The sequence below is a fragment of the Streptomyces sp. NPDC107550 genome (genome assembly GCF_055639095.1).
This window is the reverse complement of record NZ_JBVKBC010000001.1, coordinates 378476-404139: the sequence shown is the minus strand read 5'-3', so window position 1 is coordinate 404139 and position 25664 is coordinate 378476. Positions and strand designations below refer to the sequence as shown.

The 25664-nt window shown below is 72.0% G+C and carries 24 protein-coding genes; 19 read left to right on the top strand and 5 right to left on the bottom strand.

Annotation, left to right across the window (positions count from 1 at the left end; translation table 11 throughout):
• Window positions 1–5: 5 nt before the first annotated feature.
• Together ACZ7LY_RS01725 and ACZ7LY_RS01720 are read left to right on the top strand one after the other, a co-directional pair.
• Window positions 6–302, top strand: a complete 297-nt coding sequence (locus tag ACZ7LY_RS01725) for a DUF4193 domain-containing protein (RefSeq protein WP_018535993.1) — start codon at window positions 6–8, stop codon at window positions 300–302.
• A gap of 13 nt (window positions 303–315) precedes the next feature.
• Window positions 316–1287 carry a hypothetical protein gene (locus ACZ7LY_RS01720; protein ID WP_471622470.1) on the top strand — a complete coding sequence of 324 codons (972 nt, stop codon included), beginning with the start codon at window positions 316–318 and terminating at the stop codon, window positions 1285–1287.
• A 93-nt stretch (window positions 1288–1380) separates the two neighbouring features.
• Here the strand turns inward: ACZ7LY_RS01720 and ACZ7LY_RS01715 are convergent, their stop codons facing one another.
• Complete coding sequence (locus tag ACZ7LY_RS01715) at window positions 1381–1908, bottom strand: DUF3093 domain-containing protein (RefSeq protein WP_471622469.1); 528 nt, start codon at window positions 1906–1908, stop codon at window positions 1381–1383.
• A 58-nt stretch (window positions 1909–1966) separates the two neighbouring features.
• Here ACZ7LY_RS01715 and ACZ7LY_RS01710 point away from each other — a divergent pair, with 58 nt between their 5' ends.
• From ACZ7LY_RS01710 to ACZ7LY_RS01675, 8 genes are all read left to right on the top strand, one after another.
• Window positions 1967–2551: a PaaI family thioesterase gene (locus ACZ7LY_RS01710; protein WP_471622468.1), complete on the top strand. Its 585-nt coding sequence runs from the start codon at window positions 1967–1969 to the stop codon at window positions 2549–2551.
• Window positions 2548–3075, top strand: coding sequence for a dUTP diphosphatase (gene dut / locus ACZ7LY_RS01705; RefSeq protein ID WP_471622467.1), 528 nt, complete (start codon window positions 2548–2550; stop codon window positions 3073–3075). The genes ACZ7LY_RS01710 and dut overlap by 4 nt, the downstream gene beginning before the upstream one ends.
• Window position 3076: 1 nt before the next feature.
• Window positions 3077–3847 carry a DUF3710 domain-containing protein gene (locus ACZ7LY_RS01700; RefSeq protein ID WP_471622466.1) on the top strand — a complete coding sequence of 257 codons (771 nt, stop codon included), beginning with the start codon at window positions 3077–3079 and terminating at the stop codon, window positions 3845–3847.
• 416 nt (window positions 3848–4263) lie between these two features.
• Entirely contained in the window at window positions 4264–4989 is a 726-nt protein-coding gene (locus tag ACZ7LY_RS01695) for an ABC transporter ATP-binding protein (protein ID WP_471622465.1), read from the top strand.
• 172 nt (window positions 4990–5161) lie between these two features.
• The gene (locus ACZ7LY_RS01690) at window positions 5162–7735 is read left to right on the top strand and encodes an ATP-binding protein (RefSeq protein ID WP_471622464.1); all 2574 of its coding nucleotides are present in this window, start codon (window positions 5162–5164) and stop codon (window positions 7733–7735) included.
• Window positions 7732–8415: a response regulator gene (locus ACZ7LY_RS01685; RefSeq protein ID WP_471622463.1), complete on the top strand. Its 684-nt coding sequence runs from the start codon at window positions 7732–7734 to the stop codon at window positions 8413–8415. The genes ACZ7LY_RS01690 and ACZ7LY_RS01685 overlap by 4 nt, the downstream gene beginning before the upstream one ends.
• A gap of 40 nt (window positions 8416–8455) precedes the next feature.
• Window positions 8456–8866, top strand: a complete 411-nt coding sequence (locus ACZ7LY_RS01680; RefSeq protein ID WP_471622462.1) for an OB-fold nucleic acid binding domain-containing protein — start codon at window positions 8456–8458, stop codon at window positions 8864–8866.
• A 3-nt stretch (window positions 8867–8869) separates the two neighbouring features.
• Window positions 8870–9670, top strand: coding sequence for a DUF3159 domain-containing protein (locus ACZ7LY_RS01675; RefSeq protein ID WP_471622461.1), 801 nt, complete (start codon window positions 8870–8872; stop codon window positions 9668–9670).
• Window positions 9671–9813: 143 nt separating this feature from the next.
• Here ACZ7LY_RS01675 and ACZ7LY_RS01670 read toward each other — a convergent pair whose 3' ends face one another.
• Together ACZ7LY_RS01670 and ACZ7LY_RS01665 are read right to left on the bottom strand one after the other, a co-directional pair.
• A complete protein-coding gene (locus tag ACZ7LY_RS01670) occupies window positions 9814–10485 on the bottom strand; it encodes a potassium channel family protein (RefSeq protein ID WP_471622460.1) in 672 nt (223 codons plus the stop codon).
• The gene (locus ACZ7LY_RS01665; RefSeq protein WP_471622459.1) at window positions 10485–11156 is read right to left on the bottom strand and encodes a potassium channel family protein; all 672 of its coding nucleotides are present in this window, start codon (window positions 11154–11156) and stop codon (window positions 10485–10487) included. The genes ACZ7LY_RS01670 and ACZ7LY_RS01665 overlap by 1 nt, the downstream gene beginning before the upstream one ends.
• Window positions 11157–11425: 269 nt before the next feature.
• On the opposite strand from ACZ7LY_RS01665, the gene ACZ7LY_RS01660 reads away from it, so the two are divergent.
• From ACZ7LY_RS01660 to ACZ7LY_RS01635, 6 genes are all read left to right on the top strand, one after another.
• Complete coding sequence (locus ACZ7LY_RS01660) at window positions 11426–12172, top strand: lytic transglycosylase domain-containing protein (protein ID WP_471622458.1); 747 nt, start codon at window positions 11426–11428, stop codon at window positions 12170–12172.
• Window positions 12173–12252: 80 nt separating this feature from the next.
• Window positions 12253–14313, top strand: coding sequence for an APC family permease (locus ACZ7LY_RS01655; RefSeq protein ID WP_471622457.1), 2061 nt, complete (start codon window positions 12253–12255; stop codon window positions 14311–14313).
• A gap of 160 nt (window positions 14314–14473) precedes the next feature.
• On the top strand, window positions 14474–15802 hold the full coding sequence (locus tag ACZ7LY_RS01650; RefSeq protein WP_471622456.1) for a class I SAM-dependent RNA methyltransferase: 1329 nt from the start codon (window positions 14474–14476) through the stop codon (window positions 15800–15802).
• A gap of 228 nt (window positions 15803–16030) precedes the next feature.
• Complete coding sequence (locus tag ACZ7LY_RS01645) at window positions 16031–17170, top strand: hypothetical protein (protein ID WP_471622455.1); 1140 nt, start codon at window positions 16031–16033, stop codon at window positions 17168–17170.
• A 202-nt stretch (window positions 17171–17372) separates the two neighbouring features.
• The gene (locus tag ACZ7LY_RS01640) at window positions 17373–17729 is read left to right on the top strand and encodes an effector-associated constant component EACC1 (protein WP_471622454.1); all 357 of its coding nucleotides are present in this window, start codon (window positions 17373–17375) and stop codon (window positions 17727–17729) included.
• Entirely contained in the window at window positions 17726–19969 is a 2244-nt protein-coding gene (locus tag ACZ7LY_RS01635; RefSeq protein ID WP_471622453.1) for a caspase, EACC1-associated type, read from the top strand. Before ACZ7LY_RS01640 ends, ACZ7LY_RS01635 begins: the two co-directional genes overlap by 4 nt.
• A 188-nt stretch (window positions 19970–20157) precedes the next feature.
• Here ACZ7LY_RS01635 and ACZ7LY_RS01630 read toward each other — a convergent pair whose 3' ends face one another.
• Complete coding sequence (locus ACZ7LY_RS01630) at window positions 20158–21189, bottom strand: GDP-mannose 4,6-dehydratase (protein WP_471622452.1); 1032 nt, start codon at window positions 21187–21189, stop codon at window positions 20158–20160.
• Complete coding sequence (locus tag ACZ7LY_RS01625) at window positions 21186–22376, bottom strand: UDP-N-acetylglucosamine--N-acetylmuramyl-(pentapeptide) pyrophosphoryl-undecaprenol N-acetylglucosamine transferase (protein ID WP_471622451.1); 1191 nt, start codon at window positions 22374–22376, stop codon at window positions 21186–21188. The genes ACZ7LY_RS01630 and ACZ7LY_RS01625 overlap by 4 nt, the downstream gene beginning before the upstream one ends.
• A gap of 64 nt (window positions 22377–22440) precedes the next feature.
• Between ACZ7LY_RS01625 and ACZ7LY_RS01620 the strand changes: the two genes are divergently transcribed.
• Genes ACZ7LY_RS01620 through ACZ7LY_RS01610 form a run of 3 tightly spaced genes read left to right on the top strand, consistent with a single transcriptional unit; the run spans window position 22441 to window position 25664 of the window.
• The gene (locus tag ACZ7LY_RS01620; protein ID WP_471622450.1) at window positions 22441–23145 is read left to right on the top strand and encodes a response regulator transcription factor; all 705 of its coding nucleotides are present in this window, start codon (window positions 22441–22443) and stop codon (window positions 23143–23145) included.
• On the top strand, window positions 23142–24626 hold the full coding sequence (locus ACZ7LY_RS01615) for a sensor histidine kinase (RefSeq protein WP_471622449.1): 1485 nt from the start codon (window positions 23142–23144) through the stop codon (window positions 24624–24626). Before ACZ7LY_RS01620 ends, ACZ7LY_RS01615 begins: the two co-directional genes overlap by 4 nt.
• A gap of 60 nt (window positions 24627–24686) precedes the next feature.
• Window positions 24687–25664 (top strand): ABC transporter substrate-binding protein, encoded by a 978-nt coding sequence (locus ACZ7LY_RS01610; RefSeq protein WP_471622448.1) that lies wholly within the window; start codon window positions 24687–24689, stop codon window positions 25662–25664.

Here is a 25664-nt window from a genome sequence, read left to right as displayed (position 1 = left end):
GCGACATGGCAACGGATTACGACACCCCACGCAAGACCGATGACGACCTCAACGAGGACAGCATCGAAGAACTGAAGTCCCGGCGGAACGACAAGTCCGCGTCGAACGTCGACGTGGACGAGTTCGAGGCGGCCGAGGGGCTGGAGCTTCCGGGCGCCGACCTCTCGAACGAGGAGCTGGCCGTTCGTGTCCTGCCCAAGCAGCAGGACGAGTTCACCTGCATGAGCTGCTTCCTGGTGCACCACCGCAGCCAGCTCGCGCGGGAGAAGAACGGGCAGCCGATCTGCCGCGACTGCGACTGAGGCAGGGTCGGGCATGACTGGCTCGACCCCGCCCTGGAAGCGCCGTACCCGGAAGAAGCAGGACCGGGAAGCGGTGCAAGGCCCCGAGCGGGCCGCGCGTGACGACGAGCGAGGCTCTTCCGCACCTGGAGCAGCCTCGCTCGAACCGGCGGGCGGACCCGACACCACGGGCGAAGCGACGGCAGCCGGCGTCGTGGCCGCTCACGACGGCGACGCGGCCGGCGCGCCTCAGCTCGCCTCCGATCCCACCGCGGCCCCGGCGAGGCGCCGCATGGGCGCCGTCAAGAGCGGCGTCCGCAAGAGCGGGACCGTCGCGCGCACCGGCATGGTCAAGGGCGGTGCCGCCGCGAAGGCCGGCATCGGCTACCTCGCCGACCGCGTCATCGACATGGCCCCGCGCGTACCCGTACGCGACCTGGCGACCCTGCGCAAACAGTTCCCCGGCCTCGGCCCCGAACAGCTCGCCGACAAGCTCGTCGGCGGCGCGGCCCACGCCTCCTCCGCCGTAGGCGCCGGAGTCGGCGCCGCCGCCATGCTGCCCGTGCCGCCCGCCATGCCGACCGAACTCGCCGCCGAGATCACCGGCGTCGCCGCCGTCGAGCTGAAGCTCATCGCCGAACTGCACGAGGTCTACGGCGTACGGCCCGCGGGCAACCTCAAGGACCGCAGCACCGCCTATCTGACGTCCTGGACGCAGGAGCGCGGCATCGAGGTCACCAAGCCCCTCACGGTCAACGCGGCGCTCGGCGGCCAGATGAAGCGCGAGCTGCGCCAGCAGATCATGAAGCGCATGGTGCGCAACCTGCCGAGCCTCACCCCGTTCATGGTCGGCGCCGCCGTGGGCGCGGTCATGAACCGCAGGGACACCAAGAAGCTCGCCGAGCGCGTCAGGAAGGACCTGCGCCGCATGCAGGTGCCCTGGGACGAGCTGACCGCCCTGCCGCCCCTGGAGCGGCCCGCGGACGCCCTGGAGATCGAGGACTGAGGCCGGCCGCGTCCCGCGTACGCGCAGAGGGGTGCCCCGCCGCACGTAGAGAGACGCCCCGCCGCACGCCGAGGGGCGCCATGACGCGGAGCGCTAGAGCGTCGCGTCGGACGAGGTGCCGGGCGACGTGTCGGACGAGGGGCCTGCCGTCGTGTCGGACGGGGTGCCGGTCGCCGCGCCCCGCAGGGCCTTCGCCAGCGCCTCGGGCTCGCGGGTCGACACATACACGTACGGCGTCGGGTCCGCCGGGTCGACGATCTCCGCGCGGACCGCGGTCGGTACGTAACTGCGCAGCAGCATGAAGGCGCGCGGGTCCGACTTGTACGTGCGCCAGGCGCGCGCCTCCTCGGCGTCCAGGATCTCCACGCTCCCCAGCGCGGACAGCGGGATGCGCGCGTCGCCCGCCACCAGCGAACCGGCCACCACGCGCACGCGTGCCGAGCCGTAGGAGCTGGTGATCACCGCGGCGACCAGAAGACCGCCGACGAACCCGCCGAGCAGGGCGAGCGTGCCGAAGGGCAGCGCGATCAGGCCGCAGGCGATACCGACCAGGAGTGTGACGAGCCACCACGAACGGGGCGCGGTGAGGCGTTCTTCGTACGGCGTCGTCGAGTGCTCCATGGAGACAAGCTTGGCACGATGCGTGCGGGCACAGGGCGCGCGGGTAAGGTCTGCGCCTGTGAGTGGTACTTCAGCAGCTCTGACGCCCCCCGCCGACGCCATACCGCCCGTGCGGCACCCCGACGCTCCCGCTCCCGGCGAGCTTCTCGGCGCGCACTACGGGCACTGTTTCGGCTGCGGCGGAGAGCAGCCGCACGGCCTGCATCTGGAGGCGCGCGCCGGCGAGGGCGTGAACGTCGTCGCCGAGTTCACCGTCCGGCCCGAGCACCAGGGCGCTCCCGGCCTCGCGCACGGCGGCCTGCTGGCCACCGCGCTCGACGAGACGCTCGGCTCGCTGAACTGGCTGATCCAGACGATCGCCGTGACCGGCCGCCTGGAGACCGACTACGTGCGGCCCGTGCCCGTGGGCACCGTGCTGCATCTGTCCGCCGAGATCACCGCCACCGCGGGACGCAAGATCTACTCGACCGCGACCGGCCGCATCGGCGGCCCTGAAGGGCCCGTCGCCGTGCGCGCCGACGCCCTCTTCATCGAGGTCAAGGTCGACCACTTCATCGACAACGGCCGCCAGGAGGAGATCCAGGCGGCCATGAGCGACCCGGACCAGGTCCGGCGAGCCCGTGCCTTCGAGGTGAACCCGTGACGCTTGATGTGCTCATCCGGCGCGTCGACCCCGACGTGCCCCTGCCCGCGTACGCCCACCCCGGCGACGCGGGCGCCGATCTGCGCACCACCGAGGCGTGCGAGCTGGCCCCCGGCGAGCGGGCCGTCCTGCCGACCGGGGTGTCTGTCGCGCTCCCCGAGGGGTACGCGGCCTTCGTGCACCCACGATCCGGTCTCGCAGCGCGCTGCGGTGTCGCCCTGGTGAATGCCCCAGGGACGGTGGATGCCGGGTACCGTGGGGAGATCAAGGTGATCGTGGTGAATCTCGACCCGCGCGAGCGCGTGCGGTTCGAGCGCTTCGACCGGATTGCCCAACTGGTCGTCCAGCAGGTCGAGAAGGTCCGCTTCCAAGAGGTCGCGGAGCTTCCCGATTCGGCGCGGGCCGAGGGGGGCTTCGGGTCCACCGGCGGGCATGCCTGTGTGGGTGCCGTCGCCGAGGGGACGGACGGTCAAAAGGGTGGGAATCGATACGCTTCGGTCGTATCCGACCGGGAAGGACAGTGACGTGTTCGGACGTCGCAAGAAGAACGGCGCCGCCGAGGACGCGGCGGGCGAGGCCGAGCAGGTCGTCGACGCCGTCGACAGTGCCGACGCGGACGCCGACGGCGGGTCGGAGCGCGTGCGCCTTGAGCCGGAGCCGCGCCCTGACGGTCCCTGGGACGTCTCCGAGGTGCGCGAGCCCGGCGAGGGCCGCGTCGACCTCGGCGGACTCTTCGTCCCCGGTGTCGAGGGCATGGAGCTGCGCGTGGAGGTCGCGGGCGACGCGATCGTCGCGGCCACCGTCGTCCTCCAGGACAGCGCCATCCAGCTCCAGGGCTTCGCCGCCCCCAAGAAGGAGGGCATCTGGGGCGAGGTCCGCGAGGAGATCGCCTCCGGCATCACCCAGCAGGGTGGTGTGATCGACGAGGTCGAGGGCCCGCTCGGCTGGGAGCTGCGCGCCCAGGTGCCCGTCCAGCTTCCCGACGGCACGGGCGGCTTCCAGGTCGTGCGCTTCGTCGGCGTGGACGGCCCGCGCTGGTTCCTGCGCGGTGTCATCTCCGGCCAGGGCGCGGTGCAGCCGCAGGCCGCGGGGCTGCTGGAGCAGATCTTCCGCGACACGGTCGTCGTCCGCGGCGAGGGCCCGATGGCTCCGCGCGACCCGATCGTCCTGAAGCTCCCCGACGACGCGCAGATGGTCGCCGAGGGGGCCGCCGCCCAGGAACCGCAGGAGGGCTCCCGCTTCTCCGGCGGCATGGGCCAGCTCGCCCGCGGCCCGGAGATCACCGAGGTCCGCTGACGCTCTCCGCGCCGCTCGGCTGTACGTACCTGAACGCCGCGTGTCCCTCCGGGGCGCGCGGCGTTCGTTTTGCCTGGGGGCTGGCGTGCTCCGGCGAGCCGCGGGAGCTATGTGTGCGGGGCTGTGGGAGTGCCGCCGGGAGCCGGGAGCCGGGAGCCGGGAGCCGGGAGCCGGGAGCCGGGAGCCGGGAGCCGGGAGCCGGGAGCCGTGGGCTACGGGGTGCCGGGTGGGGGCAGCCAGGGGCGGGTGGCTGGGGTGGCGGCGGGCCGGGCGCCGGGGCGGAGGCTCGTAGCCCCGTGCGGAAGGCGCCCGTACCGGGGAGCAGTCCCCACCGGAGGCGCCGGGCATTGCCCGGGTCCGGGGCGCAGTACATACTGGCGCCGGTCGGCAAGGGGCGGGCGCGGGGGAGTGGGCGGATGAGCGAGAGCACCGAGGCGGGGACGGCCGTCCTCGCTCAGGACGGGCAGGGCCCGATGGTCGTCGTACGGGACCTGCGGCGCTCGTACGGCACCGGCGCAGCCGCCGTGCACGCCCTGCGCGGCGTCTCCTTCGAGGTGCCGCGCGGCGAACTCGTCGCCCTCAAGGGCCGCTCCGGTTCCGGCAAGACGACCCTGCTCAACCTCGTCGGCGGCCTCGACGAGCCCGACTCCGGGCAGATCGTCGTCGACGGCCGCGACCTCGCCGGCCTCGACGAGAACGGCCTGCTCGAACTGCGCCGCGACCGCATCGGCTTCATCTTCCAGTCGTTCGGCCTCATCCCCATCCTGACCGCCGCCGAGAACGTCGGCGTCCCGCTGCGTCTGCGCCGGGCCCCCGCGCGCGAGCGCGAGGAGCGTGTCGAGCTGCTGCTCTCCCTCGTCGGCCTCGACGGTCACGCCGAACAGCGCCCCGGCGAACTCTCCGGCGGCCAGCAGCAGCGCGTCGCCATCGCCCGCGCCCTCGCCAACCGCCCCGCCCTGCTCATCGCCGACGAGCCCACCGGCCAGCTCGACGCGGAGACCGGCCTCGCCGTCATGCAGCTGCTGCGCGCCGTCGTCCGCAGCGAGAACGTCACCGCCCTCGTCGCCACCCACGACGCCACGCTCCTCAGCCTCGCCGACCGGGTCCTCGAACTCAGCGACGGCGAGATCGTCCAGCACTGATGCGGCCCGCCCCGCGCCCCGCCCCGCGCCCGGCCCCCCGTCCCACCCCGCGCGCGTGCCGCATCAGGGTTACGTCAAAGCCGTCGCCCCCGGCAGCCGTCCGTCCCATTTGCGACAATTGCTGGCCGTAAGGTCGACGCTGCGTGAAGCGGCGACGGAAAGACATGAGGCCATGGGACGCGGCAAGCTCCGGATCTACCTGGGTGCGGCACCAGGCGTCGGCAAGACGTACGCGATGCTCGCCGAGGCGCACCGCCGCGTCGAGCGGGGCACCGACTGTGTCGTCGCCTACGCCGAACATCACGGCCGGCCCCGCACCGAGGTCATGCTCAGCGGCCTGGAACAGATCCCCCGTAAAGACCTCGTCCACCGGGACAGCGCCTTCCAGGAGATGGACGTCGACGCGGTCCTCCAGCGCGCGCCCGCCGTCGCCCTCGTCGACGAACTGGCCCACACCAACGTCCCCGGCTCCCGCAACGCCAAGCGCTGGCAGGACGTCGAGGAAATGCTCGCCGCCGGCATCGACGTCATCTCGACCGTCAACATCCAGCATCTTGAGTCACTCGGCGACGTGGTTGATTCGATCACTGGTGTACGTCAACGCGAGACGATCCCGGACGAGGTCGTGCGCCGGGCCGACCAGATAGAGCTTGTCGACATGTCGCCCGAGGCTCTGCGCCGCCGCATGGCCCACGGCAACATCTACAAGCCCGACAAGGTCGACGCCGCCCTCTCCAACTACTTCCGCCCCGGCAACCTCACCGCGCTGCGCGAACTCGCCCTGCTGTGGGTCGCCGACCGCGCCGACGCCTACCTCCAGCAGTACCGGGGCGAGCACAACATCCGCACCACCTGGCAGGCCCGCGAGCGCATCGTCGTAGGGCTCTCCGGCGGGCCCGAGGGCCGTACCCTCATCCGGCGCGCCGCCCGCCTCGCCGAGAAGGGCGCGGGCGGCGAGGTCATGGCCGTCTACATCGCCCGCAGCGACGGACTGACCGCGGCCTCGCCGAAGGAGCTGACCGTCCAGCGGACCCTCGTCGAAGACCTCGGCGGAACGTTCCACCACGTCGTCGGCGACGACATCCCCTCCGCCCTCCTCGAATTCGCCCGCGGCGTCAACGCCACCCAGGTCGTCCTCGGCTCCTCCCGCCGCAAGACCTGGCAGTACGTCCTCGGACCCGGTGTCGGGACCACCGTCGCCCGCGAGTCGGGCCCCGACCTCGACGTCCACATCGTCACCCACGAGGAGGCCGCCAAGGGGCGCGGCCTGCCCGTCGCGCGCGGCGCCCGCCTCGGCCGCTCCCGCATCCTGTGGGGCTGGCTCATCGGCGTCGCAGGGCCCGCGCTGCTCGCGCTGATCCTCATCCACGTCCACAGCGATCTCGGCCTCGCCAACGACATGCTGTTGTTCCTGTCGCTGACCGTCGCCGCCGCCCTGGTCGGCGGGCTCCTGCCCGCGCTCGCCTCCGCCGCCTTCGGCTCCCTGCTCCTGAACTACTTCTTCACGCCGCCCCAGCACCTGTTCACCGTCGCCGACCCCAAGAACATCGTCGCCATCGTGATCTTCGTCGGCGTCGCGGTCTCCGTCGCGTCCGTCGTGGACCTCGCCGCGCGCAGGACCCACCAGGCCGCCCGGCTGCGCGCCGAGTCCGAGATCCTCTCCTTCCTCGCCGGCAGCGTCCTGCGCGGCGAGACCAGCCTCGAAGCCCTCCTGGAACGCGTACGGGAGACCTTCGCCATGGACTCCGTCGCCCTTCTGGAACGGGAGAGCGACACCGCGCCCTGGACCTGCGCCGGCAGCGTCGGCCCGCGTCTGCTCGCCCGGCCCGACGAGGCCGACGTCGACATGCCCGTGGGCGACCACATGGCGCTCGCCTTGGCGGGGCGCGTCCTGCCCGCCGAGGACCGCCGCGTCCTCGCCGCGTTCGCCGCCCAGGCCGCCGTCGTCCTCGACCGCCAGCGGCTGCGCTCCGAGGCCGACCGCGCCCGCGCCCTCGCCGAGGGCAACCGCATCCGCACCGCCCTCCTCGCCGCCGTCAGCCACGACCTGCGCACCCCGCTCGCCGGCATCAAGGCGTCCGTGACCTCGCTGCGCTCCGAGGACGTCGACTGGTCGCCCGAGGACCAGGCCGAACTGCTCGCCGGGATCGAGGAGGGCGCGGACCGCCTCGACCACCTCGTCGGCAACCTCCTCGACATGTCCCGCCTCCAGACCGGCACCGTGGCCCCCCTGATGCGCGAGATCGACCTCGACGAGGTCGTCCCCCTCGCCCTCGTCGGCGTGCCCGACCCCGAGCGCAGCGTCGGCCTCGACGTCCCCGAGACCCTGCCCATGGTCAATGTGGACAAGGGCCTGCTCGAACGCGCCGTCGCCAACATCGTCGAGAACGCCGTCAAGTACAGTCCACCCGATCAACCTGTCCTGGTCTCCGCCAGCACCCACGGCGACCGTGTGGAACTGCGCGTGGCCGACCGCGGCCCCGGCGTCCCCGACGAGGCCAAAGACCGCATCTTCGCCCCCTTCCAGCGCTACGGTGACGCACCGCGGGGCACCGGCGTGGGCCTCGGCCTCGCCGTCGCCCGCGGCTTCGTCGAGGCCATGGGTGGCACCCTGACCGCCGAGGACACCCCCGGCGGCGGACTGACCATGGTCCTCACCCTGCGGGCCGCCGCCCGCACCCCCACCGCGACGACCGCACCAGAGGTCGCCCCGACAGCACGCACGCAGAGAGGCAGGCCCGCATGACCCGGGTGCTCGTGGTCGATGACGAACCCCAGATCGTCCGCGCCCTCGTCATCAACCTCAAGGCGCGCAAGTACGAGGTCGACGCCGCCGCCGACGGCGCCCAGGCCCTCCAGCTCGCCGCCGCCCGCCACCCCGACGTCGTCGTCCTCGACCTCGGCCTGCCCGACATGGACGGCGTCGAGGTGATCAAGGGGCTGCGTGGCTGGACCCGCGTGCCGATCCTCGTCCTGTCCGCCCGGCACTCCTCCGACGAGAAGGTCGAGGCGCTCGACGCGGGAGCCGACGACTACGTCACCAAGCCCTTCGGCATGGACGAACTGCTCGCGCGGCTGCGCGCCGCCGTACGCCGTGCCGAGCCCACCGGGGGAGGCGAGGACGAGGGCATCGTGGAGACCGCGAACTTCACCGTCGACATGGCCGCCAAGAAGGTCCACCGCGAGGGCCGTGACGTACGCCTGACGCCCACCGAGTGGCATCTGCTGGAAGTCCTCGTGCGCCACACGGGCCGCCTCGTCAGCCAGAAGCAGCTCCTCCAGGAGGTCTGGGGGCCCTCCTACGGCACCGAGACCAACTACCTGCGCGTCTACATGGCGCAATTGCGGCGCAAACTGGAGACCGACCCGTCCCACCCGCGGCACTTCATCACCGAGCCCGGAATGGGATACCGGTTCGAGAAGTAGCCCCCGCGTTCGCACCCGCCACCCCGGGTACGCTTCTTGCATGAGCGCTGTTCCACGTTCCGACAGGACGTCCGAGAAGCCTGCGGGCCGGTTCCGGCGCATGCTCGACCGCCTGTCGACGTCCCAGGAGGACCTGGAGTCGGAGGAGCTGCGCGAGGACTCGGAGACCACGGGCTGCACCCGCATCGGTGACTGCCACGACCGACAGATAGTCACCGTAACTGGTACGTTGCGCACGGTCACCCTGCGGCCACGCGCCGGAGTCCCGGCCCTGGAGGCCGAGTTGTTCGACGGTTCGGCCGCCCTCGACGTGGTGTGGCTCGGCAGGCGCTCCATCGTGGGGATCGAACCGGGCCGCAAGCTGATCGCATCGGGCCGGATCTCGATGAGCCGGGGCCGTAGGGTGCTCTTCAACCCGAAGTACGAACTCAGACCGCTCGGACGGGAGTAGCCGGTGACGTCCCTCGACAAGCCGACCGACCGCGAACCCGGAGTCGCATCCGACTCCGCCGATTCCAAGGCGGTGACCGAGGCGGCGCTCTTCGAAGCCTTCGGTGGCGTGCGGGGCATGGTGGAGACCGTCGTGCCCGGCCTCCTCTTCGTGACCATCTTCACGATCAACAAAGACCTGCACATGTCGGCCATCGCGGCCCTCGCGGTGTCGCTGGTCCTGGTCGTCGTGCGCCTGGTCATGAAGGACACCGTCAAGCACGCCTTCAGCGGTGCCTTCGGCGTCGCCTTCGGTGTCGTCTTCGCCATGATGACCGGCAACGCCAAGGACTTCTATCTGCCCGGCATGCTGTACACGCTGGGCCTCGCGCTCGCCTACATCATCACGACGCTCGCCGGCGTTCCCTTGATCGGGTTGATCCTCGGCCCGGTCTTCAAGGAGAACCTGTCATGGCGTACACGTAACCCGGGCCGCAAGAAGGCGTACGCGAAAGCCAGTTGGGCCTGGGGGCTCATCCTGCTCGCCAAGTGCGCGGTCCTCTTCCCGCTGTACTGGTGGGGCGACACCACCCAGTTCGGCTGGGTGCTCATCGCCCTGAAGATCCCGCCGTTCCTGCTGGCCGTCTGGCTGACGTGGGTCTTCCTGGCGAAGGCGCCCGCGCCGATCGACGTGTTCGCCGAGATGGAGGCGGAGGAGGCGGCCGCCAAGGAAGCCGCAGCCGCGAAGGAGGCCGCCGCCGAGGAGCCCGCCGCACGGCACGAGGGCGCCGCGGGGGCCGGTCCGCGCCACCGCCGCGAGAGCTGACCTCGCCGGCCCGCACAGCGCCGGCGAGGGGCACCGCCCAGGGCTCCCCACGAGCCCGTACGACATGAAGGTGGGCCCGAGCATCCGATGCTCGGGCCCACCTTCGTACGTACTGCCTCAGGCGACCGTCCTCGCGGTGTCGCTCACGCGTCCGCGCGGCGCACCGACAGGAGGTCCTCCAGCTGCTCCTCGCGGGCCTGCGCGGCGACGAACAGCAGCTCGTCGCCCGCCTCCAGCGAGTCCTCCTGGCTCGGCGCGAGCACCCGCGTACCGCGGATGATCGTCACCAGGGACGTGTCCTCCGGCCACTGCACGTCACCCACGCGCGTGCCGGCGAGCGCCGACTCCGGCGGGAGCGTCAGCTCCACGAGGTTCGCGTCACCGTGGCTGAAGCGCAGCAGCCGGACCAGATCGCCGACGCTCACCGCCTCCTCGACCAGCGCCGACATCAGGCGCGGCGTCGAGACGGCGACATCGACGCCCCACGACTCGTTGAACAGCCACTCGTTCTTCGGGTTGTTCACGCGCGCGACGACACGCGGAACCCCGTACTCCGTCTTGGCGAGCAGCGAGACGACGAGGTTCACCTTGTCGTCGCCCGTGGCCGCGATGACCACGTTGCAGCGCTGCAACGCCGCCTCGTCCAAGGACGTGATCTCACAGGCGTCGGCCAGCAGCCACTCCGCCTGCGGCACCCGCTCGACCGAGATGGCCGTCGGCGCCTTGTCGATCAGCAGAACCTCGTGCCCGTTCTCCAGCAGCTCGCCCGCGATCGAGCGGCCGACGGCACCGGCACCGGCAATGGCGACCCTCATCAGTGACCGCTCTCCTCATCGGGTCCCTCGGCGAACGCCGCCTCGACCTTGTCCACGTCGTCCGTGCGCATCATCACGTGCACGAGGTCGCCCTCCTGCAACACCGTCTGCGACGTCGGCAGGATCGCCTCGCCGAGCCGGGTGAGGAACGCCACTCGCACCCCGGTCTCCTCCTGGAGCCGGCTGATCCGCTGGCCCACCCAGGACGGCGCCGCGTGCACCTCCGCGAGCTGCACACCGCCCGTCGGGTCGCGCCACAGCGGCTCCGCGCCGGACGGCAGCAGACGGCGCAGCATCTGGTCGGCGGTCCAGCGGACCGTGGCGACCGTCGGGATGCCGAGCCGCTGGTAGACCTCCGCGCGCCGCGGGTCGTAGATGCGCGCCGCCACGTTCTCGATGCCGAACATCTCGCGCGCCACCCGGGCCGCGATGATGTTGGAGTTGTCGCCACTGGAGACGGCGGCGAACGCGCCCGCCTCCTCGATGCCGGCCTCACGCAAGGTGTCCTGGTCGAACCCGACCCCGGTGACACGCCGACCGCCGAAGCCGGAGCCCAGACGGCGGAAGGCCGTGGGGTCCTGGTCCACCACGGCGACCGTGTGGCCCTGCTGTTCCAGGGTCTGGGCGAGTTGGGACCCTACTCGGCCGCAGCCCATGATCACGATATGCACGGCCCTACCACGCACTCCTCATAGGCCAACTGACCTGCGTAAACGTCCTGCTCATGTCTCTCTCTCGCGGCTCGGTCCAGCCGAAGCGGCTCGATCTCGGGCACGGGGCGGGCTGCTTGCGGCTCGCGCTCATGACCACCGTATCGGCAATGCGCGCCGTCTCGTCCTTCGCGTCAGCCCGTGGACCACCGCCGATTCCTACACTGGGCACCCTGTGAGACGCCCCGCGACGACCGGCGCGGCACGCGGCGCGCGCGGGAGGTGGCGACATGGCGGGACGGCGCAAGCGATGGGCGTGGTGGGCGCTGGCCGTCGCGGCCGTCGTCGTGTGGGGGCTCGTGGCGCGCGGCGGGGCGTCCCGTACGCCCGTGCAGGGCGACGCGGGCGTACGGGACGCCCCGAGCGCCACAGCCGCCCCCACGGGCCCCTCCAGCGCCCCCACGAGGCCCTCCCCGGGCCCTTCCACGTCCTCCGGGGGCGGCGCGGACCCCGCGGAGTCCTCGCCGGGCGCCGAGAGCCGTGACACGTCCGGCTCCTACGACCCCGCCCACTACGCGGCCCAGGTCCGCACCTGGGCCGGCCGCGCCGGGATCAGCCCCCGCCTGCTCATGGCGATCCTCTACAACGAGGCGTACAAGCCGCACGACCCCGCGCTTGAGCGGGCCTGGCAGCGCTACAAGCCGGGCGCCGCCTTCGGCATCGCCAACATGCACCGCGCCGCGTTCGACGAGACCAAGAAGGGCCGCGACTTCGCCGGCAGGCGCTGGGAGGAGCTGCCCGACGACCGCGACCTCGCCCTGGAGGCCGCCGCCTGGCACCTGCACGACCTCGACGCCCGGCTGCCCGCACACTGGAGCGGCCCCTTCACGCGCGACCAGCTCCTCGCCCTCGGGTACAACACGGGGGCGGGCAACATGCTCGCCTTCGCGCGCGGGGCGACCCCCGGCGACCAGGCCCGCGGCTACCTCGACAAGCTGCATGAGAACTGGACGAAAGCGGGCCGTGCGGTGCGTTGAGCCTTTGATTCGGGGTGGCTGAGCCCTGATTCGGGGTGGTGGGTGGGCGCTCTCGCGTTCGAACGCTTACGATCCTCTGCGTGTCCAAACTGACCGACGTGCCCAAACGGATCTTGATCGGGCGCGCACTGCGCAGTGACCGGCTCGGAGAAACGCTCCTGCCGAAGCGCATCGCACTCCCCGTTTTCGCCTCCGACCCGCTGTCCTCCGTGGCCTACGCGCCAGGCGAGGTCCTGCTGGTCCTCTCCATCGCGGGCGTGTCGGCGTACCACTTCAGCCCCTGGATCGCGCTCGCGGTCGTCGTGCTGATGTTCACGGTCGTCGCCTCGTACCGGCAGAACGTGCACGCGTACCCGAGCGGCGGCGGCGACTACGAGGTGGCCAACACCAACCTCGGCCCCAAGGCCGGCCTCACCGTCGCCAGCGCCCTGCTTGTCGACTACGTGCTCACCGTCGCCGTGTCGATTTCCTCCGGCATCGAGAATCTCGGCTCCGCCGTCCCCTTCGTGGTCGAACACAAGGTGCTGTGCGCCTCGGCCGTGATCATCCTGCTCACCGTCATGAACCTGCGCGGTGTCCGGGAGTCCGGCAAGCTGTTCGCCATCCCCACGTACGTCTTCGTCGCGGGCGTCTTCATCATGATCGCCTGGGGTGCCTTCCGCGGGCTCGTCCTCGGCGACTCCATGCGGGCCCCCACCGCCGACTTCCACATCAAGGCCGAGCACCAGGGGCTCGCCGGCTTCGCGCTCGTCTTCCTGCTGTTGCGTGCCTTCTCCTCCGGCTGTGCCGCGCTCACCGGCGTCGAGGCGATCTCCAACGGCGTGCCCGCCTTCCGCAAGCCCAAGTCGAAGAACGCGGCGACCACGCTCGCCATGATGGGCCTGCTCGCCGTCACCATGTTCTGCGGCATCATCGCCCTCGCCATGGTGACCAAGGTCCGCATGGCCGAGAACCCCGCCGCCGACCTTCTGCACAATGGCGTCGCGGTCGGCTCCGACTACGTCCAGAACCCCGTGATCTCGCAGGTCGCCGAGGCCGTCTTCGGCAAGGGCAGCTTCCTGTTCGTGATCCTCGCCGCGGCCACCGCGCTCGTGCTGTTCCTGGCCGCCAATACGGCCTACAACGGCTTCCCGCTGCTCGGCTCGATCCTCGCCCAGGACCGGTACCTGCCGCGCCAGCTCCACACCCGCGGCGACCGCCTCGCGTTCTCCAACGGCATCGTGCTGCTCGCCGGGACGGCCGCCTTCCTCGTCATCATCTACGGCGCCGACTCCACCCGCCTGATCCAGCTCTACATCGTGGGTGTGTTCGTGTCGTTCACGCTCAGCCAGACGGGCATGGTCCGGCACTGGAACCGGCACCTGCGCGCGGAGAAGGACCCGAACAAGCGTCGACACATGATCCGGTCAAGGGCGATCAATACGTTCGGTGCATTCTTGACGGGTCTCGTCCTGGTCGTCGTGCTCCTCACGAAGTTCACGCACGGCGCCTGGGTCGCACTGCTCGGCATGTGCATCTTCTACGCGACGATGACCGCGATCCGTAAGCACTACGACCGGGTCGCCGAGGAGATCGCCGCGCCTGACCAGCCGTCCGACGACAGCGTCCGGCCCTCGCGCGTCCACTCGATCGTCCTCGTCTCCAAGATTCACCGTCCGACGCTGCGCGCACTGGCGTACGCGAAGCTCATGCGGACGGACACGCTCGAAGCGCTCACCGTCAATGTTGATCCGACCGAGACGAAGGCGTTAAAGCAGGAGTGGGAGCGTCGAGGCATTGACGTTCCGCTCAAGGTTCTTGACTCGCCCTACCGGGAGATCACCCGGCCGATCATCGAGTACGTGAAGGGCTTGCGCCGCGAGTCCCCGCGCGACGCGGTCAGCGTGATCATCCCCGAGTACGTCGTCGGCCACTGGTACGAGCACCTGCTGCACAACCAGAGCGCCTTGCGCCTCAAGGGCCGTCTGCTGTTCACGCCCGGCATCATGGTCACCTCCGTGCCCTACCAGCTCGAGTCCTCCGAGGCCGCCAAGAAGCGGGCCCGCAGGCGCCAGGAGTGGAGCGCGCCGGGTGCCGTGCGCCGCGGGCCCGTGGAGAAGCGGCCCAAGGAGCACAGCGGCAAGGAGCCGAGCGGTAAGTAACGGCAAGTAACCGGGCGGCGAGAAGCCGAGCGGTAAGCGCCGGGCGGCGAGCAGGAGCGGCGCCGTGGTGAGCGGCCGGACGACAGCCACGTAGACTGGACGGCTGTTGTCCGGCCGCTGTTCTGTGGCCGCGTGTCGTAGACGTAACGGAGCCCCCGCCATGCCGGCAGAACCGAAGAAGTCCCTGGTGGGGGAGGAGTACGAGGTCGAGGTCGGGCCCGTCGCGCACGGCGGCCACTGCATCGCCCGTACGGCGGAGGGCCAGGTCCTCTTCGTCCGCCACACGCTGCCCGGCGAGCGGGTCCGCGCCCGGGTCACCGACGGCGAGGAAGGCGCCCGTTTCCTGCGCGCCGACGCCGTGGAGATCCTGGAGGCGTCCAAGGACCGCGTCGAGGCGCCCTGCCCGTACGCCGGGCCCGGCCGCTGCGGCGGCTGTGACTGGCAGCACGCCAAGCCCGGCGCGCAGCGCCGCCTGAAGGGCGAGGTCATCGCCGAGCAGTTGCAGCGGCTCGCGGGCCTCACGCCGGAGGAGGCCGGCTGGGACGGGACCGTCATGCCGGCCGAGGGCGACAAGCTCCCGGCGGGCGAGGTGCCGCAGTGGCGTACGCGCGTGCAGTACGCGGTGACGCCCGACGGGCACGCCGGTCTGCGCCGCCACCGTTCGCACGAGGTCGAGCCCGTCGAGCACTGCATGATCGCCGCCGAGGGCGTCAGCGAACTGGGCATCGAGCAGCGCGACTGGACCGGCATGGAGTCCGTCGAGGCCATCGCCGCCAGCGGCTCCCAGGACCGGCAGGTCATCCTCACGCCGAAGCCGGGCGCGCGGCTGCCCATCGTGGAACTCGACAAGCCCGTCTCCGTCATGCGCGTCGGCGAGAAGGACGGCGGTGTCCACCGGGTCCACGGCCGCCCCTTCGTCCGCGAACGCGCCGACGACCGTACGTATCGCGTCGGCAGCGGCGGCTTCTGGCAGGTGCACCCCAAGGCCGCCGACACGCTGATGAAGGCCGTCATGCAGGGCCTGCTCCCGCGCAAGGGCGACACCGCCCTCGACCTGTACTGCGGCGTCGGCCTGTTCGCAGGGGCGCTCGCGGACCGCGTCGGCGAGAAGGGCGCGGTGCTCGGCATCGAGTCCGGCAAGCGCGCGGTGGAGGACGCCCGGCACAACCTCGCCGGGTTCGACCGCGTCCGCATCGAACAGGGCAAGGTCGAGTCCGTCCTGCCGCGCACCGGCATCACCGAGGCCGACCTCATCGTCCTCGACCCGCCGCGCGCGGGCGCGGGCCGCGCCACGGTCGCCCACCTCAGCACGCTCGGCGCCCGCCGCATCGCCTACGTCGCCTGCGACCCGGCCGCGCTGGCGCGGGATCTCGGGTACTTCCGGGAGGGCGGGTACCGGGTGCGGACGCTGCGGGCGTTCGATCTGTTTCCGATGACGCATCATGTGGAGTGCGTGGCGATTCTGGAGCCAGTCGAGAAGGGTCGCTGACCTGTCAGTTCGCCGGCTGTGTATGACGTGCGTCACGCGCGATGGGTTGACGCGTAACTGGCGCACGTAATGCACGTTGGACGCACGAGCTGGTGGACCGTCAGTCTCTCTCTTGGCTTGCCGACGGCTCGTCAGCTCCGGTGTTGTCGATGTGTCAGTGACTCCCGGTATGAATCAGAGTGCATGTGGTTACGTGCCGAGGCCACAGCTCACTGAGAGGGGCAGGGCGTGACGGATCAGCCGGTGTTCTTGCTGGGGCAAGGGCTGCACGCGCTGGAAGTCTGCGGGTTCGAGACAGAAGAAGAGTTCCAGGAGTTGCTGGCGCGACATCCTCGCGTGCTGGACTTCGGCACGTTGTCGGACGGACGTCCGTTGCGTCTTGTGCTGGTGGCACGAGAGATGGGAGTGGCCACGAGCGCGGACAGCGGCTCCGCGTACTGGCTGGACCATCTGTTCGTCGATGCCGAAGGGGTACCGACGCTGGTGGAGGTCAAGCGCGCCACCGACACCCGGATCCGCCGCGAGGTGGTGGGGCAGATGCTCGACTACGCTGCCAACGGAGCCCGCTACTGGCCGGCGGCCCTGCTGCGCCACTCTTTCGAAGAGACGTGCAAGGCTGACGGCCGCGATCTGACCGGGGCGTACGGGGAACTGCTGGGTGAACGCTCGCCGGACGACTTCTGGGCGCTTGTGGAGGAGCGACTGGCTGCCGGCCAGATGCGTCTGCTGTTCGTCGCCGACAGGATCCCGCAGGAGCTACGCGCTGTCGCGGAGTTCCTCAACCGTCAGATGCGGCACACGGACGTGTACGCGGTGGAGCTGACCCAGTACCGCGGCGCGGGCGAGCAGAGGGTCCTGGTGCCCCGCGTCTACGGCGAAGTCGCCACGGCCGCGAAAACCTCCTTGGGCCAGCAACGCGGTGCACCCCGCACGCGTGAGGAACTGGAAACCGCTCTCGACAGGCGCTGTACCCCTGAGGTGCGTCGTGTCGCCAAAGCCTTGTTGGACCATGCGCAGGAGCGGGGGCGGCTCGTAGGGGGCACCGCCAGGTATCCGAGCATGAATCTGCACTACCGGGCCGCAGGTCAATGGGTGTCGGTCGGGACCTTGTCGCTGTACGACGGAGACGCTGCCGGGGAACTCGCCTTCAACTTCAGCTCCATCACACGGCGGCTCGGGCATGAAGCCGCGGCCGGATTCGCTGATGCGCTGCCAGCCTTGGGCGGGTTGGGGCAGAAGCTGGCCGTGCAGCGGGAATCGGGCTTCAACGGCTGGCCAACTGTCTCTCTGCCAGCACTTGCGGCCGACCCGGAGACCGTGAAGCACGTCATCCAAGCGATTGAGCAGCTCCTGGACGCGGTTGACTGAGCTGGCGACCAAGTCGAACCTCGCCTGCGGCGGGGGCCCGGTGGCTGTCGTCTCGCGATCCGGCCCGCGCCGCCTTGCCGACCGCCCTGGCGTGCCTCAATCCGTCTATGCTGCCAGCCAGTTGGATCAATCCAGGGGGAGATCCGCAGGCGGGCTTCGTGCCGGGGCTGCGGGCTGCGGGCTGGGGGAGGAGAGGGCGGGCGTGGAGCTGTATCTGTGGGTCGAGGGGGGCGAGGTTGTCGAGGAGTTGGAGGACCTGGAGGACTGGCTGAGCCAGGAACCGGGGCTGCGGGGGCGGGTCAAGCCGGCGCCGGCGGTCCCGTCCGAGGGTGAACTCGGCGGGCTGTCCGAGGTCCTGATCGCCGCGCTGGGCGGTGGCGGCGTCGCCAGCGCGCTGGCCACGTCCTTGAGCGCGTATCTGTCGCAGCCCAGGCGCCGTTCGGTCCGTATCAAGATGAAGGGGCCGCAGGGTCAGGAGGTCGAGGTGGACGCGCAGTGCGCGGACGACGCCGAACGGCTCCTGCGGATCGCGCTGGGGCAGGCGGAAGGGCCCCGGTGACCGGGCGCGGTATCGACCCGGCGCGCTCCCGCGTCGTCCTGCTCGGTTCGGCCTCGTACGACGACGCGCAACTGCCCGACGTGCCCCAGGTGTCGGCCAATCTGCGGGACCTGACCGCCGTGCTCACCGATCCCGCGCTCGGCGCGTTCCCCGCGGAGTGCTGCGTCACCGTCCCGCCCCAGGCGACCGGCAAGTCGGTCGGGCAGATCCTGCACCGGGCGGCGGACGAGGCCGAGGACCTGCTGCTGTTCTACTTCGTCGGACACGGCATCCCGGTCGGCCGCTCCCACGAGTTGTACCTCGCCCTCCACGAGACCGCCATGGACGCCGTGGAGTACAGCGCGCTGCGGTTCGACACCGTACGAGGGACCTTCCTCGGCAGCAGGGCCAAGAACCGCGTGATCATCCTGGACAGCTGCTTCAGCGGGCGGGCCATCGGCGCCACCCTGAGCGCCGGTCAGCAGGACGTCCTCGGGCAACTCGACATCCAGGGCACCTACACCCTGACCTCGGCGCCGCCCAACAGCACCGCGCTGGTGCTCGCCGACGAGGAACACACCGCGTTCACCGGGCGGCTCCTCTCCCTGCTGCGCGAAGGCGCCCCGCACGCCGGCCCGTTGATCACCATGCAGGACATCTACCGCACCCTGTGGAGCCGGTTCACGGCGGAACGGCTGCCGCTGCCCCAGCAGAGAGGCACCGAGAACGCCGACCAGCTCGGGCTCGTCCTCAACCGCAACGCGGCCCCCGGCGACGGCCCCCAGGCGGCGGCCTTCGATCCCCGTACCGACGCGCTGGCCCTCCGGCACGACGAGGCCGTGGACCTCGCCGTGGACGGTCGTACGGACGAAGCCCTCGCCCTGCTCGCCCAGGTCGCCGAGGAGCGGTCCCGCGTGCTCGGACCCGAGGACCCGGACACCCTCGAAACCCTCTACCAACTCGCCCTCGCCCACGGCGACGCCGGCCGTGACGAAGAGGCCGCCGACCTGGGACGACGGGTCGCCGAAGCGCGCGCCCGCGTGCTGGGACCCGACGACCCCGCCACCCTGGAGGCGCTCGACGTCGTCGCCGTCTCCTACGCCGCGACGGGCCGCGTCCACGAGGCCGTCGAGGTGTGGGAGCGGGTGGCGCGGGCGCACGCCCGCACCCTGGCCCCCGACGACCCGGAAGCCCTCAACGTGCTGCACGTCCTCGCCTCCGTCTACAGCGAAGTGGGGCGGGACCAGGAAGCGGCGGACGTGGGTGAGCGCGCGGCCGAGGCGCGGTCCCGGGTGCTCGGCCCTGAGGACCCGGACACCCTCCGCACCCTCCACGACCTCGCGCTCACCTACGACTGCCTCGGACGCGAGGGCCAGGCGCTGAGCCTGCGGGAGCGGGTGGCCGAGGCGCGGTCCCGGGTGCTCGGGCCCGAACACCCCGACACCCTGGAGACCCTCTTCGATCTCGCCGTCTCCTACGACCGGTCGGGGCGCGAGCAGGAGGCGCTGCGGCTCAGGGAGCGCGTCGCCGAGGCGCGCGCCCGGGTCCTGGGCGCGGACGACCCCGACACCCTGCGAGCCGTGCGCAGCCTCGCCGTCTCCTACAGCTCGGTGGACCGCGTCCAGGAGGCCGTCGCACTCTGGGAGCGGGTGGCGCGGGCGCACGCCCGCACCCTGGCCCCCGACGACCCTGACGCCCTCGACACGCTCCATATCCTCGCCGCCGCCTACGGCGAGATGGGCCGGGAGCGGGAAGCGGCCGAGGTGGGCGAGCGCGTGGCCGAGGCGCGCGCCCGGGTGCTGGGGCCCGACGACCCCGACACGCTGGAGAGCCTCTACACCCTCGCCCTCGCCTACGACCTCCTCGACCGCGAGCAGGAGGCGCTCGACCTGAAGGCGCGGGTCGCCGAGGCCCGTACGCGCGTCCTCGGTCCCGACGACCCCGAGACCCTGGAGACGCTCGCCGGACTCGCCCTCTCGTACAGCGTGGTGGGCCGCGATCAGGAGGCGGTGAGCCTGGGCGAACGGGTGGCCGCGTCGTACTCCCGCGTCCTCGGCCCGGCCGATCCCGTGACGCTGGAGATGCTCGACACCCTCGCCGACCTCTACGACAGCGTGGGGCGGCACGCCGAGGCGCGGACGGTGAAGAAGACCGCGAGGGCGACCCGCGCGCAGGCGAGCCATGCGCCGGCGGCGCCGTTCGTGCCGGGCGGGAGCGGCGGGGCGGAGACGGGGCGCGGGTGGTTCCGGCGGCGCGGCTGACCGGGCCGGGCGGCCTGCGTGGGGGCGTGCGGCGAACGGTGACCGGCAGATCACCGGCGCCGGATGGGTGCTGACGACGGCCGTGGCGGCGGGGTTGAGCGGTGTCCTAAAACGGGACTGATCCCCGCCCTGCGCACGTCCCCTGCGCGGGCCGCACCGGCCGACGCGCAACGCCTTTTGAGGGAGCGTCAGGTCTGGTAGCGCGTCGCGGTGAACAGGTGGGGGTGGGCCGCGACCCACGCGGACGTGCGGCGCAGGCCCTCCTCCAGGGAGACGCGCGGGGTCCAGCCCGACCACTCGCGGGCCCGCGTGTTGTCCGAGAGCAGGCGGTGGACCTCGCTGCCCGCCGGGCGCAGCCGGTCGGGGTCGGTGACGATCTCCGCCTCGCGGCCCGAAGCGCGTATCAGGGCGGTGGCCAGGTCGCCGATGCTGATCTCCTGGCCCGTACCGAGGTTGACGCTGTGGCCGAGTGCCCGGTCGCAGGCCGCCAGGGCGAGGAAGCCGTGCGCGGTGTCGGTGACGTACGTGAAGTCGCGCGTCGGAGTCAGCGAGCCGAGCCTGATCTGCCGCGCCCCGGCGTGGAGTTGGGCCAGGATCGTGGGGATGACGGCGCGCGCCGACTGCCGGGGGCCGTACGTGTTGAAGGGGCGCACGACCGTCACCGGAAGCTCGAACGCGTGCCAGTGCGAGAGCGCCATCATGTCCGCGCCGATCTTGGACGCGGCGTACGGGGACTGCGGCTGGAGCGGGTGGTCCTCGCTGATCGGGGCGGTGCGCGCGGTCCCGTAGACCTCGCTGGTGGAGGTGTGCACGAGCCGGCGCACCTGGTGGCGGCGGCACGCCTCGGCCACGTTCTCGGTACCGACGACGTTGGTGTGGACGTAGGCGCCCGGCGATTCGTAGCTGTAGGGGATGCCGATGAGCGCGGCCAGATGGAAGACGGTGTCGCAGCCCTCGACGGCGTCCATGACGCGGCCCGCGTCGCGGACGTCGCCGGAGACCAGTTCGAGGGGGCCGTCGGGGTCGCCGAGGTGGGGCGCGAGGTTGCCCTTGTCGCCGTACGGCTTGTAGTGGGCGAAGGCCCGTACGCGTGCGCCCCGCGCGATGAGCAGGTCGACGAGCGTGGAGCCGATGAAGCCCTCGGCGCCGGTGACGAGCACGGTCCGGCCGGTCCAGTCGAACGCGGGGGCGGCGGGGGAGGCGGTGGCGGCGGTGTTCATGAGGTGGGTTCCTTCTCGGGGGTGGGCAGAGGGAGGCGGGCGCCGGAGCGGGCGGCGAGGCGCAGGACGTGCTGGGCCAGCAGGTCGGCGGCGCGCGCGTGGTGGCCCGGATGCGCGGCGGCGGACATGGCGGCCAGCCGCTCGGGCCGGGCGAGCAGCGGCTCGGTGAGCGCGGCGAGCCGGTCGGCGTCCGTGTCGGCGTCGGCCAGCAGCAGGCCCGCGCCGCTGTCGGTGAGCACGCGCGCGTTGTGCGTCTGGTGGTCGCCGGGCGCGTACGGGTACGGGACCAGCACGGCCGGGGTGCGGGTGGTGGCGAGTTCGGCGACGGTCGCCGAGCCGGCGCGGCAGACGGCCAGGTCGGCGGCCGCGTACGCGAAGTCCATGCGGTCCAGATAGGGCACGGCGGTCGCCACATGGGCCGCACCCGTCGCGTGGAGGCGGTCGCGCGTCTGGTCGAGCAGGGCGGGGCCCGTCTTGATCAACAGGTGGACGTCGGTCCGGTCCCGCCAGCGCGCCGCGAGTTCGGTGGCGGCGGCGGTCAGGCGGGCCGCGCCGAGACTGCCGCCGTTGACGAGGAGCACGCGGCCGGTGGCCGGGAGCCCGAGGGAGCGGCGCGCCCGGGTGCGCAGCGCGGCGCGGTCCAGGTCCGCGAGGCCGGCGGCGATGGGCATGCCGACCACGTCGGCGCCTCGGCTGCCGGCGAGGTGGGCGCGGCTCTCCTCGAAGGCCAGCGTGATCTGGTCGGTGAGCAGCGCGGCGAAGCGGTTGGCGCGCCCCGGGACCGCGTTCGACTCGTGGATGACGCTGGGCAGCCCCGCCATCCGCGCCCCGACGATGACCGGCGCGCTCGGATAGCCGCCCATCCCGACCGCGACCTGCGCCCGCCGCTCGCGCAGCACGGCCTTGGCCTGGACGCCCGACTTGACCAGCGCGGCGGGCAGCAGGAAGCGCCGGGCGCCGAGCGAGGGGTCGAAGGGGATCATGTCGACGGTGTGCAGGCGGTAGCCGGCGTCAGGGATGATCCGCGTCTCCAGGCCCCGTTCGGTCCCGATGAACGCGATGTCCGCGTCCGGCACCGCGCGGCGCAGCGCGTCCGCGAGGGCGAGGCCCGGATAGATGTGTCCGCCGGTGCCGCCCGCGCCGATCACCACCGACAGGCGTGGGGGAGGTGTGTGCTGTGTGGTCATGACGAGCACCCTGCTGACCTGCTCTAAGAACTTTGTGAGAGCCCGCTCTGGCAGGCTTTGCCCCATGAAGGACGATCTGGGCGAGGGTGCGCCGAAGGTGCTGGTGGTGGACGACGAGCCGGAGGTGCGGCTCGCGGTGCGCGACGGGCTCGCCGTCGAGGGCTATCGGACGCGCGCGGTCCCGGACGGCCTCGCCGCGCTGACCGCCGTCGCCGACTGGGGTCCCGACGTCGTCGTCCTCGACGTGATGATGCCGGGCCTCGACGGTCTCGCGGTGTGCCGCAGGCTGCGGGCCCTCGGCGACCGCACTCCCGTACTCGTCCTCACGGCGCTCGACGCGGTCAGGGAGCGGGTGGACGGGCTCGACGCGGGCGCCGACGACTACCTCGTCAAGCCGTTCGCCCTGGACGAGCTGGTGGCGCGGGTGCGGGCCCTGCTGCGGCGCACCGCCCCGGCGGACGCGCCCGGCACCGCCCTGGCCTTCGCGGACCTCGAACTCGACCCGGAGACCCGCACGGGACGCCGCGCGGGCCGCCCGTTCGAACTGAGCCGCACCGAGACCGCTTTGCTGGAACTGCTGCTGCGCCATCCCGGGCAGGTGCTCACCCGCGAGACCGTCCTCGACCGGGTCTGGGGCCGCGACTTCGGGCCCGCCTCCAACTCCCTCGCCGTGTACGTCGGTTACCTCCGCCGCAAGCTGGAAGCGGGCGGCGAACCCCGCCTCATCCACACCGTGCACGGCGTCGGCTACCGCCTGGACCTGCCATGACCCCGCGCTCGCGGCGCGAGCCGCGCACGAACGGGCCCGCCGACGCCCGGGGCAGGCACGCCCGCTGGCCGCTGCGCCGCCCCCTGCGCACCCGGCTGACGCTCACCGCGTCCCTCGCCGTCGCCGTCGTCGCGGTCGGCCTGTGCGGCGCCGCGTTCCTGGTCGTCCGGCACCAGTTGCTGCACCAGCTCGACCTGCATCTCACCCAGTCGGCCCGGCTCGCCGCGCAGCAGTACCGGCACGAACCGGTCGGCGTCGTCCAGGGCGAGTGCCGCTACCTCGCCGCCCCCGCCTGCGCCCAGCTCGTGCCCGCCGACGCCTCCGACGACCCGGCCGAGCCGTATCTGCTCCCCGTCACGGGGGCCACCCGGCAGATCGCCGCGGGCCACGGCGGCCCCCGCTTCGGCGAGGTCACCCTCGCGGGGCACCACGGGCGGATGCTCACCACGCCGCTGGGGGAGGGCCGCGCCCTCCAGGTCGCCGTGCGCGCCGACACCGTGGACCGAGGGGTGCGGCAGGCGGCGACGGCGCTGAGCGTCATGGGGGCGGTCGGGGTGGCGCTGGCCGGGCTCCTCGGCTCCTGGGTGTCGCGCACCGGGCTCGCGCCGGTCGCCCGGCTCACCGCGACAGCGGAACGGATCGCCGCGACCCGTGACGCCCGGCACCGGATCGAACTGCCGCCCGAGCGGCCCGGACCGCACGACGAGATCACCCGGCTGGCGACCACCTTCAACACCATGCTCGACGAACTGGAGAAGTCCGTCACCGCCCAGCGCCGCCTGGTCTCCGATGCCTCGCACGAACTGCGCACCCCGCTGACCGCGCTGCGCACCAACGCCGAACTGCTCATGCGCGGCTCCCGACTGACGGAGGCTCAGCAGGAGCGCGCGGCCGGCGCCCTGACCCGGCAACTGCGCGAGGTCACCCTGCTCGTCAACGACCTCATCGAACTCGCCCGTGACGAGGAACCCGACCTGCTCGTCGAGGAGATCAGGCTCGCGGGCCTCCTCGGGCGCTGCGTGGACGCCGCCCGGGACCACTGGCCGGCCGTGCCCTTCACCCTCGCCGTCGACCCCGACGCCCGTACCGCCGTGGTCCGCGGGGTCCCGGCCCGCCTCGCCCGGCTGCTGTCGAGCCTCCTGGACAACGCCGCCAAGTTCAGCCCCGGCGACGGGCGGCCCGTCGAGACGGCGCTCACCGCGCGGGACGGACGGCTCGACGTGACCGTCCGCGACCACGGGCCCGGCATCCGCGAGGAAGACCTGCCGTACGTCTTCGACCGCTTCTACCGGGCGAGCGCCGCCCGTTCGCTGCCCGGCTCCGGGCTCGGGCTCGCGCTGGCCCGGCAGATCGCGCTGGCGCACGACGCGGACCTGACGGCGGAACACGCGCCGGGGCAGGGCGCCCTGTTCCGCTTCACGATCCCGCGCGCGGACGGAACGGCCGAAGAGGGACAAGTCGCCGATCACCCGAAATTGTAGGTTAGGCTTGCCTAAATTCTCCGGGGGGAGTCCTTCGATCCGTCAAGGAGTACTTCCGTCATGCGTGCGACCTTCCTACGCCCTGTCGCGGGCGCCGCCACCGCCCTCGCCGCCGGCCTCGTCCTCGTCGGCTGCTCCGCGGGCTCCGGCGCCGACCGCGCGAGCGGGGCGACGACGACCGTCCCCTCCAACAAGGGCGACGTGAAGATACCGGTGGCGCCCGCGCGCGTCGCCGCCCTCGACAACACGTCGTTCGCCACGCTGAAGGAGTTCGGCATCAAGCCGGTGGCCGTCCCCAAGCAACTGCTGCCCAAGAAGGGTTACGAGGACTGGCGCTCGGACGACGGCATCGCCGACGTCGGTGGGCACCGCGAACCCAAGCTGGAGGAGCTGAACGCGGCCGAGCCCGACCTCATCATCGGCGGCTACCGCTTCGAGAGCTACCACGACAAGCTCTCCAAGATCGCGCCCACCCTCGACATCGCCCCCTCCGACAAAGCGAAGGGCGGCTACGTCGACGCCCTCAAGACCCAGACGCGTACGCTCGGGAAGGTCTTCGGCAAGGAGGACGCGGCCCGCGCGCTGACCGGCAAGCTCGACGCGGCGAAGAAGCGGGCGGCGGACGCCACCCACGGCGAGAAGGTCTTCCTGGGCGTGGCGAGCGCCGGGAAGATCGACAACGGCGCGAGCCGCATCGGCCGCCTCGCCGCACCGCTCGACCTGCGCAACGTCCTGAGCGCGGACGGCCAGGACAGCACCTCCGTGCACAACGACTCCGGCCTCGCGCCGGAGACCGTCGCCAAGCTCGACCCGCACTGGATGATCCTCCTCGACCGCGACGCCGCCGTCGTCGAGGACGGGGAGTCCGCGCCGCCGGCCGCCAAGCTCGTGGCCGGGCAGAAGGCGTGGGCGAAGACCACCTTCAAGAAGAAGGACCAGATCATCCATCTGGAGCCCGACTTCTATCTGACCGAGGGCATCCAGGCGTACACGCGCGCGTTCACGCAGGTCGCCGACGCGTTCGACGCGGCCCGCTGA

What these genes read in the sequence shown, in the direction of transcription:
- ACZ7LY_RS01725 (WP_018535993.1), top strand. Translation starts at nt 6, where the DNA reads ATGGCAACGGATTACGACACCCCACGCAAGACCGATGACGACCTCAAC.
- ACZ7LY_RS01720 (WP_471622470.1), top strand. Translation starts at nt 316, where the DNA reads ATGACTGGCTCGACCCCGCCCTGGAAGCGCCGTACCCGGAAGAAGCAG.
- ACZ7LY_RS01715 (WP_471622469.1), bottom strand. Translation starts at nt 1,908, where the DNA reads ATGGAGCACTCGACGACGCCGTACGAAGAACGCCTCACCGCGCCCCGT.
- ACZ7LY_RS01695 (WP_471622465.1), top strand. Translation starts at nt 4,264, where the DNA reads ATGAGCGAGAGCACCGAGGCGGGGACGGCCGTCCTCGCTCAGGACGGG.
- ACZ7LY_RS01690 (WP_471622464.1), top strand. Translation starts at nt 5,162, where the DNA reads ATGGGACGCGGCAAGCTCCGGATCTACCTGGGTGCGGCACCAGGCGTC.
- ACZ7LY_RS01685 (WP_471622463.1), top strand. Translation starts at nt 7,732, where the DNA reads ATGACCCGGGTGCTCGTGGTCGATGACGAACCCCAGATCGTCCGCGCC.
- ACZ7LY_RS01680 (WP_471622462.1), top strand. Translation starts at nt 8,456, where the DNA reads ATGAGCGCTGTTCCACGTTCCGACAGGACGTCCGAGAAGCCTGCGGGC.
- ACZ7LY_RS01670 (WP_471622460.1), bottom strand. Translation starts at nt 10,485, where the DNA reads ATGAGGGTCGCCATTGCCGGTGCCGGTGCCGTCGGCCGCTCGATCGCG.
- ACZ7LY_RS01660 (WP_471622458.1), top strand. Translation starts at nt 11,426, where the DNA reads ATGGCGGGACGGCGCAAGCGATGGGCGTGGTGGGCGCTGGCCGTCGCG.
- ACZ7LY_RS01650 (WP_471622456.1), top strand. Translation starts at nt 14,474, where the DNA reads ATGCCGGCAGAACCGAAGAAGTCCCTGGTGGGGGAGGAGTACGAGGTC.
- ACZ7LY_RS01630 (WP_471622452.1), bottom strand. Translation starts at nt 21,189, where the DNA reads ATGAACACCGCCGCCACCGCCTCCCCCGCCGCCCCCGCGTTCGACTGG.
- ACZ7LY_RS01625 (WP_471622451.1), bottom strand. Translation starts at nt 22,376, where the DNA reads ATGACCACACAGCACACACCTCCCCCACGCCTGTCGGTGGTGATCGGC.
- ACZ7LY_RS01620 (WP_471622450.1), top strand. Translation starts at nt 22,441, where the DNA reads ATGAAGGACGATCTGGGCGAGGGTGCGCCGAAGGTGCTGGTGGTGGAC.
- ACZ7LY_RS01615 (WP_471622449.1), top strand. Translation starts at nt 23,142, where the DNA reads ATGACCCCGCGCTCGCGGCGCGAGCCGCGCACGAACGGGCCCGCCGAC.
- ACZ7LY_RS01610 (WP_471622448.1), top strand. Translation starts at nt 24,687, where the DNA reads ATGCGTGCGACCTTCCTACGCCCTGTCGCGGGCGCCGCCACCGCCCTC.